The organism is Streptomyces sp. NPDC048197 (assembly GCF_043202395.1).
Lineage (GTDB): Bacteria > Actinomycetota > Actinomycetes > Streptomycetales > Streptomycetaceae > Streptomyces > Streptomyces siderophoricus.
Map to the genome: position 1 here is coordinate 210476 of NZ_JBIDAJ010000008.1, position 12797 is coordinate 223272.

Below are 12797 nucleotides of genomic sequence, written 5' to 3' on the forward strand. Positions count from 1 at the left end.
GGACGTGCTCTGTGCTCTGTGCTCTGGTGGCGGCGCTCGAGATCGTGACGAGGTTCTGCAATCCGTCAGGCGGCTGGCCTGCGACTGCACGCCGAGGTCAGGGCTGTACCTCTTGGCCGACTGGCTCATGAGCCTCAGGGCCGGTCCCGTGCATCCTGTGCCGGCATGCTGCGCGGAGCGTTGGGTCCAGTCGTGCCTTGTCGATCGAAACGGCAGCGAGCAACTGGTCTGCCGTCAACCCCCGCGCTCTGCGAAGGTCGGCTCCGGTCAGATCGGCGCCTGTCAGATCTGTGTCGGTAAGGTCGGCGTTCCGTAGCTTCGCCCCGATGAGGCTGGCATTCCGCAATACCGCTCCGTTGAGGTGTGCTTGGTCGAGGCAGCTTCCATCGAGGCACACCGGCTCCTCCTCTGCTCTGACATCCCTCAGGTCGGCATTGGTCAGGTCAGTGCTCACCAGGCGCGCACCCGACAACCTTGCACCAACCAACGTTGCCAGCTGCAGATCTGACTTGGAAAGGTCGGCATTGCGCAGATCTGCGTCGGTGAGGTCACAGGCCACCATATTTGCCAGGATGAAGACCGCCGCACGCAGATCAGCGCCGTTCATCTGCGCCTTGTTGCACCGGGAATCCGCAGCCAGCACTCGCCGAAGATCGCAGTTTTCCAGGCGTGCTCGTCCCAGCGCAGCACGGACCAGGACAGCATGGGTCAGCACTGCTCCGCTCAGCTCCGCCCCATACAGATTCTGGCGCGCCATATGGGCACCGGCGAGGTGATATCCGCTGAGGTCGATGCGGGACGAATACAGCTTGGCGTGTCTGGTATTCAGCGCGGTCAGCGCTGCCTGGACATCGGCCGCTGGCCTTTCCGGGCCCGAGGACGCGCCTCCCGGGGGCAGCAGCAAGCCTGAAGCCGCTGCTGCCTGCCCACCCTGCGACGTGCTCCGGCCTGTCTTCGGCGCCTGACGGCGGATGAAGGTGCGGACGATGTGCGTCACATGCTCGGCCTGTGCCGGCGCGTCGTGGATGATCTGCTGCAGGGCGAGGATACCGCCGAGGCGTACGAACTCTTCCGTGGACTCCAGACGCTCCAGGGCCTTGGAGAGCCGGTCCGTCACCTGGCCACGGCGAATGAGCCGGTAGTTACGTGCGGTGTAGAGCAATGCGATCACACCGCCAGCGGCAGCGCAGGCCTGAACGACGGCGAGCCGGTACTGTCCGACCGCCTGTGCGTGCTCCGCAGGCTTCAGCCCCTTGTACTGCGGCACGACCGTCGAAGAGACGGCATCCCACAGGTGCTGCCCCCACAGCCAGATCGCGCCTAACGCCAACAGGCCGATGAGCAGGCCGATTTGGCGGTCGCGCCGGTACCGCAGCCAGACGAAGAGAAAGATGATGACAGCGAGGGCAAGGGTCTCGACCAGCAGCCACCAAGCCGCGACCTTGCTACCTTTCAGCAGCGCCTCGATGAGCGATATGTACATGACGACAAAGAACAGAGCAACTGGTAGTGCGGCGACTGCAGCGAGCACGGCGCGAACGGCGCGTACGTTTTTCTTGTATGCCACCGGCTCATTCCAGTCGAAATCCCTGCCGGGCGCGGGCATTTGAAAGATTCTTGTCCTGACCGGCCCGATTCGGGCGGCTGTGCGACACTGCCGCCCGGTCAGTCGTAGATGTTGAGCCGGCGCTTGCGCCAGGCGCGGGCCTGGGCCCGCGACGCGGGAGCGTGTGGGCCTGACGTACGACCTCATCCTCTTCCCAGCGGCGTAGGTCACGCCCCCGCGACTGTCGCGAACCCCGGCCTTCATCAACGTACAGAGCGTCGCCCCGCCGGCTGCCCCATGACGAAGCGCCTGAAGTGAACGTGCCCTGCCGGGCGCTCCTACTGCAGATCGGTGAGGAGGCCGTCCAGGGCCCTCTTGAGGGCTGCGGCGTTGGCCGGATCGAACCAGGTGGTGCGGATGCGCTCGTTGTTGCCCTTCGGTGTCTCGTGGTCGGCGGCGAGTTGGTGCAGGGGGCGGGACTCGTCGCCCAGGGAGCGGCCGACGTTCTGGAAGAGACCGCGCACATAGCGGTCGGCGGCGTCGGGGGCGATGCCGTGGCCGGCGGCCCATGAGGTGAGCGTGGCGAGGTAGGTGTAGTGGGCGGTGAGCGTCCCGGTCAGTGCGGAAAAGACGTTGAAGGCGGCCTCGTCCGTGACGGGGAGCGCGCCGCCCAGCTGCTCGAAGAGGGCGTCCACGACGGGGTGGGACGGGCAGGTCACTGTGACGGAGCGGCGCTCGCGTGCCGAGGGCAGTGGGATGGCGCGAACGATCGGGGCGCTGGTGGAGAGGGTCCGCCGCAGCTCGTCCGTGGCAACGCCGGCCATGAGGTTGACCACGACCTTGTCGTTGTCGACCTTCAGTCCGGCGAGCGCATCGTGGTGGCCCTGGCGGCGTACGGCGATGATCACCAGCTCGGAGCGGTCCACCACCTCCTGGTTGTCGGTGCATATCTGGACGGCCTCGTAGCGCTCGGACAACTCGGCGGCGGTGCGGGCTCCTCGCGGAGAGAGGAAAATCTCCGGCGACGCACCACCCCCGTGCCGCAGGCCCTCGACGATGGCCCGCCCGATCTCGCCCACTCCGATGATGCCGATGCGCTTCACTGTGTCCTCCTGCATGCCCGTGTTGGTGCGGGGCTGTGTGGTCGGGATGGTGCCTGTTTGGTTCTCAAGTGCGAGCTGGATGAGGTAATTGACGTCACGTCAGTCGCGGTCTTCTCCAGAGCAGTGCCACCGCCACGGCTCCTGCCAGGCAGGGAATCATCCCGGCCCAGCCGAGCGCCGGCGGTAGGCCGGTCTCGCCGGAGGTGTCCCTGGTGAGCAGCCCGGTCAGCCCGACGCTGGTGCCGAGCACGAACATCACGGTCACGGCGGGGCGGCCCACCGCTTGCCTGCCTTGACAGCCCTGGCCGTCGCGAGCCAGGCGAGGGCGCCGGCCGCTCCGATGACGGATAACACGGTCAGGTAGGTGGTGACGGCCGAGTCGACCCGCGTCCGGGGGTACGTGGGATAGCCGGCTCGGATGTGGTCGGCCAGCAGATGGGTGGTGCCGCGGTCGACGTACAGGGCGAGCGTCGCGAGGACAGTGAGCGCAAGGCCCGCGTACATCGCTCCGAGCGGCCCAGGCATCGCTCCGAGCGCCCCTCGCTCATGGGGTGGCTTCGTCATCAAGGCGCTTCTCCTTCATTGGTCGATCAGTCCGATGCCGTGGTCGCCGTATCGGGCTCCCTGGGCCCCGGCATCGGGGACGGCGGCGTCGATGGCGCCGAGGCCGGTGGCGGTCAGGTGCAGGTCGAGGGCGGCCAGGTTGTCGCGCAGATGGGGGCGGCGGGAGCTGCCGGGGATGGGGATGACGTCGCTGCCACGGGTGAGGAGCCAGGCGAGGGCGATCCGGGCCGGGGTGGCGTTCTTGGCGGCTGCGAGGTGGGTGAGGGCGTCGACGATGGCCAGGTTGGCCTTGAGGTCGTCGCCGTTGTAGCGGGGAGCGGTGGCGCGGAAGTCGCCGGGTTCGTAGCGCGTGGTGGTGCCGACGGCCCCGGTGAGCAGGCCGCGGCCGAGCGGGCTGTAGGCGATCAGGGTGGCGCCGATACTGCGGATCGTGGGCAGGATGTCGTTCTCGACATGGCGTTCCCATAGCGAGTACTCGGTTTGGACGGCGCTGATCGGATGGACGGCGTGGGCCCGGCGGAGGGTGGCCGCGGAGACTTCGGACAGGCCGATGTGGCCCACCTTGCCCTGGGCGACCAGTTCGGCCAGGGCGCCGACGGATTCCTCGACGGGGACGGCAGGGTCGATGCGGGCGAGGTAGTACAGGTCGATGCGATCGGTGCGGAGGCGGCGCAGGGACGCTTCGCAGGCACGTCGCAGATGCTCAGGTGAACCGGCGGGGACCAGGCCGTCGGCGGTGCGACGGACGCCGGTCTTGGTGGCCAGCACCACGCGGTCGCGGTGCGGTGTGAGGGTTTGGCCGAGGAGTTCCTCGTTGGCTCCGTCGCCGTAGAAGTCGCCGGTGTCGAACAGGGTGACGCCGGAGTCGAGGGCTTCCAGGAGGGTGGCTGCGGCCTCGTGCGGGTCGGCGGTGCCGTAACTGCCGGTCATGCTCATGCAGCCGAGGCCGAGCCGGGAGACCGCGCGGCCGTCTTGCCCGAGAGTGGTGGTGTGCATCGTTCCTCCGTCACTTCGTCAGGGCCGCGCGGAGGAACTGGAGGATCTCCGCCTGGGCTGCCTTCGCCTGGGGTTCGACGCCGGGCAGGGTGAGGAACGCGTGCTTCGCGCCCGGGTATTCGGAAAGCCGCACGGACGTCCCGGCCGCGCGCAGCCGCTCGGCGTAGCGGCGGCCGTGATCGGCGACCGCGTCCTGGGTGGGCACCACCACGAGCGCCGGGGCCAGTCCGCTCAGGTCGTCCGCGTACAGCGGCGAGAGGGTGCTGGCGTCGGTTCCCGGCGGGACGGCGAGCCGCTGGACGAGCCGCAGTTGAGGAAGGGCCAGGGTCGGGCTGTATGCGTACTCGGCGATCGATGCGTAGTCGAACATCGTCTCGGTCACGTCGACTGCGGGATTGACCAGTACCTGCGCCTTGAGCTCCAGGCCGGCCTCCCTGGCCCGGATGGCAGTCAGGGCGCTGATCAGCGCGCCGCAGCTCTCGCCGAAGACGGCGGTGCGCGCCGGGTCGACGCCCCACTGCGCGGCGTACCGCAGCACGTGATCGAGTACCTGCCAGCCGTCGTCGGCGGCGTCCGCGAGCGGGCTGCCGGGGGCGAGGAGGCGGTGCTCCACCGAGACGACGAGCGCGGGTAGTTGGGCGGCGAGGTGGCTGTTGGTCCAGTCGCACTGCACCGCCGTGCCCACGAAGCCGCCTCCGTGGACATGGACCACGAGTGGCAGGTCGGTTCGGGCTGCGGCTTCGTCGTCGCCCGTCGGCGCCGGCCGGTACACCCGGACCGGGAGGTCGCGGCCGGGCAGCGCGATCTCCTGCCAATCGATCGCGGCGCCGGGGTCCGGCTCCCCGGTGAACGCCCGCGCAGCGCTGGACGCACGGAAGCGGTTCTCCGCTTCGCGGTAGGCGATCAGCTCCTCGGTCGTGATCGCCGAGAAGTCCGGCTCCGGCGGCCGCTTCGCGGTGGTGATCTCGTTCATGTCTCCTTCTCCCTCCCGGCCTGGGGGCCAGGTGTGTTGTTGCGGTCGGGCAACTGGTTGTCCTCATTATGCACGCAGTGCGTGCATCAGCAAGTGCATGGGTTAGGCTGAGTGCCGACGAGAGGGGCGAAATGACAGGCCGAAGGCGATGGTCGACCGAGGAGATCCTGGAAACGGCGGCAAAACTGCTGCGCACGAGCGACGCCGAGTCGTTCAGCGTGCGCAAGCTCGCCGCCGCGCTCGGGACCGACTCCTCCAGCCTCTACCGGCACTTCCGCAACAAGACCGAACTGCTGCGCGCGGTCGCCGACCGGATCCTGCTGGCCGCCATGGACAGCTACCGCCCCGAGGGTGACTGGAAGCAGCGCGTCACCGCCCTGGCCCTGTGCCTGCGCGAGGCCTTCGGCGAGCAACCCCAACTCGCCGCGATCTGGGGACGCTATGGGTCCGGTGGCACCGGATCCCGGTTGGTCATGGAGGAGGTGCTGCAGGCCCTGCGCACGTCCGGCCTGCCCGACCAGGAGATCCCGGCGCGCTACCACCGCATCGTGATCCTGCTCGCCGCGCTGATCTCCTCCGAGGCTGGCATCAGCACCGTTACCCCCAAGGAGTACGAACAGGGCATGGAGCAGTTCCGCGTCGCGGTGCTCGGTGCCGACCCCGAACGCTTCCCCGCCCTGGCCCACTTCGCCCGCGACATCCGCCCCCTCGGTGCGGACCGCCGCACCGCGTTCGAGGAGATCCTCGCCGCCCAACTCGCCCACATCGAGGCACAGATCCCCTGACCTGCCCTCACGGCCGGCCGGGGGTGACGATGCAGGTCTGGCGCTTGCCGGGTGGCCTGCCTGGCGCCTGCCGGGTGGCCGCCCGGATCGTCGAGCCTTCGCTCATGCCTGGGGATCACCGCCGCCGACGCCGACGACCCAACTCACCTTCGGGGCCGGGGATGACTGGGCCGGGTTGTGACCGGGCTGTGCTGTGACCGGGCTGTGCTGTGACTGGGCTGTGCTGGGACCGGTCCGCGGGCCCGGCCGTAATTCGTTTGACCTGGCCAACGGGTCGACGTTGCACTGTGGCGGGACACCACGAGGCGTGGTGCCGGCACCCCGGGGAGGCTGCAGCAGCAATGGAGATCCGTCCTACGACCGACCAGGACCTCGACGTCTTCGTCGACACAGTCCATGCCGCGTTCGGGCGCTTCCCGGAAAGCCCGGCCGAGGGCGGCGGCGGACTCTGGTGGTCGGCGCTCGAAATGGACCGCAACCTGCTCGCCATGACGGCGGACGGGCGGCCCGTGGGCACCGCCGGGGCGTACTCCTTCGAGCTCACCCTGCCCGGTGAGATCCTCGCCCCGGCCGCCGGGGTGACCGCCGTCGGCGTCCTGCCCTCGCACCGACGCCAGGGCGTGCTCAGCGCGATGATGCGGCATCAACTCACCGAGCTCCGGGCCCGAGGGGAGTTCCTCTCCGTACTGCTGGCCTCCGAGGCCTTGATCTACCGCAGGTTCGGCTACGGACCGGCGACCTACACGCAGCAGCTGACCGTGCCGCACCACCAGTCCGCCTTCGCCCCGCCCCGGGCGCGCGGAACGGCCGGCGCTTCGGCAACCGGATCGGACACGGGCTCAGTCATGGGCTCAGTCATGGGCTCGGACACGGGCCCAGACATGGGCTCGGACACGGGCTTGGACGCCGGCTCGAACGCGGGGTCGGACACCGGCTCGGTCGAGCTGCTGCGGCGTGCCGAGTGTGGCGAGATCCTGGAGGAGGTCTACGACCGGTACCGCCGCGCCCAGCCCGGCGCGCTCTCCAGGCCGCACCGCTGGTGGGACTTGGGCGCGGGCCAGCCCCCGGTCTCTTCGGCGCCGCGCTATGTCGCCGTCCACCGGGACGCCGACGGCATTCCGGACGGCTACGCCAGTTACTCGGTCGAGTCCGGCACCCTGACGGTCGACGAGACCATCGCCACCGATGACACCGTCTTCACGGCCCTGGCCCGGTTCCTGCTCGGACACGACCTGGTCACTCAGGTCGTGTTCAAGCACGTTCCGCCCGAGCACCCGCTGCGCTGGCAGTTCGCGGACTTCCGCGCCGGCCAGGTGAGCGACGACACCGACTGGCTCTGGGTACGGCTGCTGGACGTCCCGCGTGCGCTGACCGCGCGCGGCTGGTCCACCGACGGCGAGCTCGTCCTCGACGTCGACGACCCGTTCCTCGGCGAGCGCGACCGCTACCTGCTGACCGTCCGCGACGGCAAGGCCGACTGCGTCCCGACGGACCGGGCGCCCGACCTGTCCCTGGACATCAGCGACCTGGGCTCGGTCTACCTGGGCGGCACCGCCCCCAGCACCCTCGTGCGTGCCGGACACATCCAGGCCCACAGCCCGGGCGCGGCCACCCTCGCCGACGCCCTCTTCCGCGCCGAACGCCCTCCGCACTGCCTGCACTGGTTCTGACCACGCGCTCGCCAACCTCGCAACGTGTCTTGTTGGCAGGGCTCCAACAGGGCTCCCACAGGGCTACCAGGGGCCTCAGCGGTGCTTGCTTCCTGTGCGGTGGGGGATCGGCCCTGGTCACCCGTCGGGGCGGAGGCCCTGGCGCGCGAAGGGGGAGTGGGCGAGGTTAAGGAGAGAGGCCCGGAGAGCGTCCAGGAGAGAGGCCAAGGGAGAGGCCAAGGGAGAGGCCAGGGGAGAGAAGAACAGCACCGGGGCCGTGCACGCGTGCCGCGGGACCTGGAGAGGTCCCGCGGCGTAGAGGCAACGACTACTTGCCGCTGCCTTCGGCGAGGGTGTGGGCGACGAGTGCGTTGGCGTGGCCGTGGCCGAGTCCATGCTCGGCCTTGAGCCAGGCGACGAGTTCCATGTGCTTGGTCAGGGGCGAGGTGCGGATGAGTTCCTTCCATTCCGCGATCGGCCGGCCGTACTTCTTCTCGATCGAGGGGAAGTAGCTGGCGGGGCCCTTCACCGGTGTCGTCATGGGCGTTGTCCTACCTCTTCGCGTCGGAGAGTTCACGCTGGTTGTCTTTGTGTTCAACTTGTCTTTGTGCTCAACGGCCGGGCGGATGTGGCTAGTTCAGTGCGTCCGGGGTCGCGGTGGCCAGCCGGATGGTGATGGCGGTCAGCCACAGCAGCCCGAGGGCGGCTCCGGCAGTGAAGGCCAGCACGGTGGCGGAGGACCCGGCGAACCCCGCGAGGACGCCGAGCGGCACCAGGCGGGAACCCAGGGCCCAGCCGCGCTGTCGCCGGGCGGCGAAGTGGCGGGCCAGCATCAGAAAGGATGCGCACAGGGCGAGGAAGCCCACCATGGCACTGAGCATGTGGAGCCCGCCGTGCCAACTGAGGGAGGCGGCCGGGGCATCGGGGCTGCCGACGGGGAATCCGGCGCCCGGGTCGGCGGTGAATACCGCGGCGAGGAGGAACGAGGCGCCGAACACGCGGATCAGCCGCGGCGCCCAGCGTCCTTCGGTCGTGCCGGCCAGCGTGCGGCGGATTCCGGTGGCACCGGCGATGGCCAACACGCCGGTGAGCAGGAAGCTCGTGACCTGGACCCATCCCAGGTCGCCCAGGCTGAGCTGACTGATCGCGTTACGGGTGAAGTCGAAGCCGTCGCGCGTAAGGCCCTGGACTGCGCCGGCACCCAGGAACAGCGGACCGGCCGCGATGCCACCCGCAAGCAGGGCCCGCCTCTTCGGCCGTCTCGCTGATACGACGACGACGGCGGCAGCGGCCGGAGTGTCGATGGCCTGAGTCATGGAATCCCCCTGAACAGAACTAGACGGTGTGGTACTCACTCGGAGCCGGGCGCTAGAGTAGCCACGAAGAAACTAGACTGTCCAGTACCGATGAGGGGATGGGTCATGGCTGCGAGCGAAGAAGGCCGGTCGGCACGCAAGCACACCGCGATCATGGACGCGGCGACCAGGGCGTTCATGGCCAACGGCTATGCCGGGACCAGCATGGACGACATCGCCAAGCTCGCCGCGGTCTCCAAGCAGACCGTCTACAAGCACTTCACCGACAAGGAGAAGCTGTTCACCGAGATCGTCCTTGCCACCACCGACCGCGTCGACGCCATGGTTGACCTGGTGGCCGACATCCCGGCCGACGCCGAAGCCCTTGAGGACAACCTCACCCGCCTGGCCCACCAGTTCCTGGCCGCCCTCACCCAGCCCGAAGTACTCCAACTCCGGCGCCTGATCATCGCCAACGCCGACACGTTCCCCCAACTCGGTGCCGCCTGGTACGAGCAGGGCTTCGAACGCATCCTGGCCACCCTCGCCACCACCTTCCAACGGCTCGACGACCACGGACTCCTCCGCATCGCCGACCCCCACCTGGCCGCCAACCACTTCTCCGGCCTGCTGCTCTGGATCCCCGTGAACAAGGCCATGTTCCACGGAAGTCCGCAGCACACACAGGCCGAACTCGACCGCTACGCGGCCGCCGGCGTCCAGGCCTTCCTCGCCGCCTACCGCTGACCGCAGCGATTCCCAACCGGGCCGCCCTTCGCGTGGCTGTGGACGTGGCCTGACCTGACCAGCCGTCGCCCTTTCCATAGGACTTCCGAGACCGACTTGCGAGAGGCGGCGCGATGTCGCCGTGTTCCTCAAACGACTTCGAGGTGGTGAATGGTGAGGTTCGGTTGCCGACGGTGAACTGCACGCTGGTGGGGCCCGAGGGGGTGTCGTCGGAGGCACTCACTGAGACGGGCCGGTTCGGCCTGGACGAGTGTCGGCTCGAACATCGTCGATGACCCGCCCACCCCGTACCCCGAGTACGCGGCGGACCTCGGGGGGCGGGCCTCCTGGTCGTTCTGGTGGGACTCGGCATGACGGCCGGGCTGCCTCGTTCGTCGGGCGGCTTCCTCTGGTGTGCTTGGTGGGCCAAACGAAACGGCCTGGTTCCGCATCAGGGAACGTTCGTCCTGTTGCCAGCCGGCGGTGTCAGCCCGTGCTGAGTGACGGGGTTTACTCGGCCTCCAGCTGGTGGTCGGCCCAGACGTAGCTTTCGGGCAGCAAGTCGGTGATAGGGACCGTTCGGGTGCGGTCGTCCTTGCCGACGATGACCTTGAGGGCGGGAAAGTAGTCGAGAAGGACCTGGCGGCATCGACCGCAAGGGGGAACCACCCCGCGGTCGCGGTCGCCCACGGCGACGATGGTGTCCAGCTCATAGGCTCCTCGGGCGGCTGCCGCACCGATGAGGACCAGCTCAGCGCAGGGGCCTCCTGTGAAGTGATAGGCGTTCACCGCGGTGATGATCCGACCGTCCTGGGCACGGGCTGCGGCCGCCATGGTGTGGTTGTCGCCCCGGCAGCGCGTGCGTGCGACTTCAGCCGCGGCCTGGATGAGTTCATGGTCGACGTGATGGGTCTGCGTGGTCATCTTCTCCGCCTTCGTCGGGTGTCAGGCGACGTTGGCGCGTGGGACGAGAGGGCGCAACCGAATATCTACGGTTGAGTTTTCCGCCAGGTGATGTGGCGGCGGGTGGTGTGGCCTTGTGGCGCACCGCCCCGCTCAGTCCTCCCAGTCCTCGCCCCCACGCATGACGCGCCAGTCATCGAGGTCCTCCAGTCCCGTGCGAGCCAACTCGGCGTATTGCACCGGGCACTCCCACAGTTCGCGGGCGGAGAGCCTCGTGGGCACGGGAGTGCCCGGGTGGTCCTCCGGGGCATACAGGTGGACCACCGCGCGGTACCGGTCATCGGTGGTGGAGTCGGCGGCGGACCAGGGATGCTGAGGGTGCTCGCAGGAGGCATCCAGGTCGATGGTTGCAAGAGCGGCGGCCAAGTCACGGGCGTACGAGGGCGGCAGCCCTTCGTATGTCTGGTCGATGCCCATCCACATGCACAGGAACAGGCCGATCCGCTCCTCGTCCCGCACCTGCCCGGAGAGCCAGCGGCGGGCGGACCACAACGCGACCGGGCCAGTGTTGTCCTCCCAGGACCGCCGGATCGCCTCCTGCATGGCGACGACGTCGAGACCGCCGTCGTCGCGGACGAACCGTGCATCGAGAGGGGAGACATCGATAGCGCCGAAGATCTCCCGGTCCGCCTCACGCATGCGGTTCACGGCCCGGTCGACGAGGTCCGCGAGAAATCCCTCGCAGTCGAACGCCGCCAGGTCGTCGTCCTTGAGCCCGCTGTCTTCGGCGAATGCAGCCCGCCCGGCCGCGGTCAGCATGCTCACCCCGGCCTCGATCCCGTACTCCGAGTCCAGGTCCACGGGGTGACTGCCGGCCGGGCAGGTGCAGGAGGCGGGGTCGAGCGTGGAACGGAATCCCTCAAGGACCGCCGTGTACGACGTGAACAGGGACTTGCTGAAGATGCGTGCGGAGAGATACCAGCAGGTGGCATACAGGAGGACCGCGTACCCGGCCCGCTCCTGGCGGACTTCTGGAGTGCCGTTGCTGTCGAGCGACGCCGCTGCGTCGTCGGCGAGGAGGGCGAGGGTCGATTCAGGGTCCACGTAGGGGTAGTCGCTGACGATTCCCGACAGGTCGGAGATCAGTTGGGGGTGGTGGGCGGGCAGTGCGGGCGTCGTTTCCATCACGTCTGTGCCCGACGTCTCCGTTGTGCGGGGCGGTTCCCGGTAGAAGGCGACTGCCACCCCCCCCGTTACGGCCCGGAGAGCGTTTCTCGACGAACGCTACGCCGAGGTGGCGAAGCACTATGACTTCAAGGCACTGACCACCCTGACCATGGCGATCGACCAGCTCAGCTTCTTCATCGGCTGGGCCCGTCATCGGCAAGCCCTGGCCGGTCAGTTCTCTGGCAGACGAGCATGGGGACTGAGAGAGGCGACAGCGTGACCGTCCGGGGCAGGGCTCGCACTCGGCCCCCGACGGCTCCGGGCAGCATCGCCGCCCGGAGCCGCTGTGGGGGTGTCTAGCAGCCGAATCCGCCGGACGACGTCCAGTGGTTGAGTCGGGCCCATGTCTTGTGGCCGACGATGCCGTCGGCCCTGAGGCCCTCGCACCTCTGGAAGTACTTCACCTTGGCTGCGGTACCGCTGCCGAAGGTGCCGTCGACGGCCAGGCGTTCACCCAGAATCGAGTTGTTGAGCTCGCACTGGAGCTGCTTTACGACGGCACCCCTATCACCACGCGAAAGCACGGGCTCAGTGCTGGCGTAGTGGCAGGCGTAGGAGCGCGCGGCAAAGGCGTTCGGTGCTGCTCCGACAGCCAGCGACGCCGTGAGCGCGGTGATGCTCAGAGCGGTTGCCATACGCTTTCTCATGTGTATTCCTTTCACGTTGAGGGGGAAATGCGTTGGTCGGTCGATTCGCCAAGCCAGGAAATCTGCTCCGGCGAGGGAGAATGGTGTGGTCACGGCTGCGCGCCGGTGGCCGAGATGAAATTCCGGGGCTGGCGGAGTGCGACGGCTCGGTCAGCCGCGGCCATCACATGCCTTGCAGTCGCCGCTTCCGCGACAGCTGTCGCACTTCCACACGCCCCGGTAGCCGGAGCCGTCACAGGTGGTGCACTTCCCATCTCCCTTACAGCGCTGGCACTTGTTCCACATGATCAGTTCCTTCCTGATTGGTTCGTACTGTGACCGTGAGCGGGTGCGGTGGGTCGGAGGTAAACGGGCCCTCCGGCACAAGCACCGCTCAGTGCTCT

At 68.5% G+C, this 12797-nt stretch carries 15 protein-coding genes; 4 read left to right on the forward strand and 11 right to left on the reverse strand.

Annotated elements, in window-relative coordinates:
* Positions 1-97: 97 nt before the first annotated feature.
* The 6 genes from ACGF4C_RS14330 to ACGF4C_RS14355 all read right to left on the reverse strand — a co-directional run bounded on the left by ACGF4C_RS14330 (position 98) and on the right by ACGF4C_RS14355 (position 5182).
* The gene (locus ACGF4C_RS14330) at positions 98-1606 is read right to left on the reverse strand and encodes a pentapeptide repeat-containing protein (protein ID WP_393566225.1); all 1509 of its coding nucleotides are present in this window, start codon (positions 1604-1606) and stop codon (positions 98-100) included.
* A gap of 278 nt (positions 1607-1884) precedes the next feature.
* Positions 1885-2664 carry an NAD(P)-binding domain-containing protein gene (locus ACGF4C_RS14335; RefSeq protein ID WP_393566227.1) on the reverse strand — a complete coding sequence of 260 codons (780 nt, stop codon included), beginning with the start codon at positions 2662-2664 and terminating at the stop codon, positions 1885-1887.
* Positions 2665-2743: 79 nt separating this feature from the next.
* Complete coding sequence (locus tag ACGF4C_RS14340) at positions 2744-2914, reverse strand: hypothetical protein (RefSeq protein ID WP_393566228.1); 171 nt, start codon at positions 2912-2914, stop codon at positions 2744-2746.
* Positions 2911-3213, reverse strand: a complete 303-nt coding sequence (locus ACGF4C_RS14345; RefSeq protein ID WP_393566230.1) for a hypothetical protein — start codon at positions 3211-3213, stop codon at positions 2911-2913. Before ACGF4C_RS14345 ends, ACGF4C_RS14340 begins: the two co-directional genes overlap by 4 nt.
* A 15-nt stretch (positions 3214-3228) precedes the next feature.
* Positions 3229-4209, reverse strand: coding sequence for an aldo/keto reductase (locus ACGF4C_RS14350; protein ID WP_393566232.1), 981 nt, complete (start codon positions 4207-4209; stop codon positions 3229-3231).
* A 10-nt stretch (positions 4210-4219) separates the two neighbouring features.
* Positions 4220-5182 carry an alpha/beta hydrolase gene (locus ACGF4C_RS14355; RefSeq protein ID WP_393566234.1) on the reverse strand — a complete coding sequence of 321 codons (963 nt, stop codon included), beginning with the start codon at positions 5180-5182 and terminating at the stop codon, positions 4220-4222.
* A 131-nt stretch (positions 5183-5313) separates the two neighbouring features.
* Between ACGF4C_RS14355 and ACGF4C_RS14360 the strand changes: the two genes are divergently transcribed.
* Positions 5314-5967: a TetR/AcrR family transcriptional regulator gene (locus tag ACGF4C_RS14360; protein WP_393566236.1), complete on the forward strand. Its 654-nt coding sequence runs from the start codon at positions 5314-5316 to the stop codon at positions 5965-5967.
* A gap of 341 nt (positions 5968-6308) precedes the next feature.
* Positions 6309-7637 carry a GNAT family N-acetyltransferase gene (locus ACGF4C_RS14365; RefSeq protein WP_393566238.1) on the forward strand — a complete coding sequence of 443 codons (1329 nt, stop codon included), beginning with the start codon at positions 6309-6311 and terminating at the stop codon, positions 7635-7637.
* Positions 7638-7944: 307 nt separating this feature from the next.
* On the opposite strand, the gene ACGF4C_RS14370 is transcribed toward ACGF4C_RS14365, so the two are convergent.
* Complete coding sequence (locus ACGF4C_RS14370) at positions 7945-8157, reverse strand: DUF4287 domain-containing protein (RefSeq protein WP_362135871.1); 213 nt, start codon at positions 8155-8157, stop codon at positions 7945-7947.
* A 91-nt stretch (positions 8158-8248) separates the two neighbouring features.
* Complete coding sequence (locus tag ACGF4C_RS14375) at positions 8249-8932, reverse strand: DUF998 domain-containing protein (RefSeq protein WP_393566240.1); 684 nt, start codon at positions 8930-8932, stop codon at positions 8249-8251.
* Positions 8933-9037: 105 nt separating this feature from the next.
* Here ACGF4C_RS14375 and ACGF4C_RS14380 point away from each other — a divergent pair, with 105 nt between their 5' ends.
* The gene (locus tag ACGF4C_RS14380; RefSeq protein ID WP_393566242.1) at positions 9038-9658 is read left to right on the forward strand and encodes a TetR/AcrR family transcriptional regulator; all 621 of its coding nucleotides are present in this window, start codon (positions 9038-9040) and stop codon (positions 9656-9658) included.
* 489 nt (positions 9659-10147) lie between these two features.
* Here ACGF4C_RS14380 and ACGF4C_RS14385 read toward each other — a convergent pair whose 3' ends face one another.
* Complete coding sequence (locus tag ACGF4C_RS14385) at positions 10148-10561, reverse strand: cytidine deaminase family protein (RefSeq protein ID WP_393566244.1); 414 nt, start codon at positions 10559-10561, stop codon at positions 10148-10150.
* Between the two features lie 132 nt (positions 10562-10693).
* Positions 10694-11725: a hypothetical protein gene (locus ACGF4C_RS14390; protein ID WP_393566246.1), complete on the reverse strand. Its 1032-nt coding sequence runs from the start codon at positions 11723-11725 to the stop codon at positions 10694-10696.
* A 109-nt stretch (positions 11726-11834) separates the two neighbouring features.
* Here ACGF4C_RS14390 and ACGF4C_RS14395 point away from each other — a divergent pair, with 109 nt between their 5' ends.
* Positions 11835-11987, forward strand: a complete 153-nt coding sequence (locus tag ACGF4C_RS14395) for a hypothetical protein (RefSeq protein WP_393566248.1) — start codon at positions 11835-11837, stop codon at positions 11985-11987.
* Between the two features lie 76 nt (positions 11988-12063).
* Here the strand turns inward: ACGF4C_RS14395 and ACGF4C_RS14400 are convergent, their stop codons facing one another.
* Complete coding sequence (locus ACGF4C_RS14400; protein ID WP_393566249.1) at positions 12064-12414, reverse strand: peptidoglycan-binding protein; 351 nt, start codon at positions 12412-12414, stop codon at positions 12064-12066.
* Between the last annotated feature and the right edge of the window lie 383 nt (positions 12415-12797).

Coding starts and splice junctions, on each gene's coding strand:
- ACGF4C_RS14330 (WP_393566225.1), bottom strand. CDS start 1,606: ATGCCCGCGCCCGGCAGGGATTTCGACTGGAATGAGCCGGTGGCATAC.
- ACGF4C_RS14335 (WP_393566227.1), bottom strand. CDS start 2,664: ATGCAGGAGGACACAGTGAAGCGCATCGGCATCATCGGAGTGGGCGAG.
- ACGF4C_RS14345 (WP_393566230.1), bottom strand. CDS start 3,213: ATGACGAAGCCACCCCATGAGCGAGGGGCGCTCGGAGCGATGCCTGGG.
- ACGF4C_RS14350 (WP_393566232.1), bottom strand. CDS start 4,209: ATGCACACCACCACTCTCGGGCAAGACGGCCGCGCGGTCTCCCGGCTC.
- ACGF4C_RS14355 (WP_393566234.1), bottom strand. CDS start 5,182: ATGAACGAGATCACCACCGCGAAGCGGCCGCCGGAGCCGGACTTCTCG.
- ACGF4C_RS14360 (WP_393566236.1), top strand. CDS start 5,314: ATGACAGGCCGAAGGCGATGGTCGACCGAGGAGATCCTGGAAACGGCG.
- ACGF4C_RS14365 (WP_393566238.1), top strand. CDS start 6,309: ATGGAGATCCGTCCTACGACCGACCAGGACCTCGACGTCTTCGTCGAC.
- ACGF4C_RS14370 (WP_362135871.1), bottom strand. CDS start 8,157: ATGACGACACCGGTGAAGGGCCCCGCCAGCTACTTCCCCTCGATCGAG.
- ACGF4C_RS14375 (WP_393566240.1), bottom strand. CDS start 8,932: ATGACTCAGGCCATCGACACTCCGGCCGCTGCCGCCGTCGTCGTCGTA.
- ACGF4C_RS14380 (WP_393566242.1), top strand. CDS start 9,038: ATGGCTGCGAGCGAAGAAGGCCGGTCGGCACGCAAGCACACCGCGATC.
- ACGF4C_RS14385 (WP_393566244.1), bottom strand. CDS start 10,561: ATGACCACGCAGACCCATCACGTCGACCATGAACTCATCCAGGCCGCG.
- ACGF4C_RS14390 (WP_393566246.1), bottom strand. CDS start 11,725: ATGGAAACGACGCCCGCACTGCCCGCCCACCACCCCCAACTGATCTCC.
- ACGF4C_RS14400 (WP_393566249.1), bottom strand. CDS start 12,414: ATGAGAAAGCGTATGGCAACCGCTCTGAGCATCACCGCGCTCACGGCG.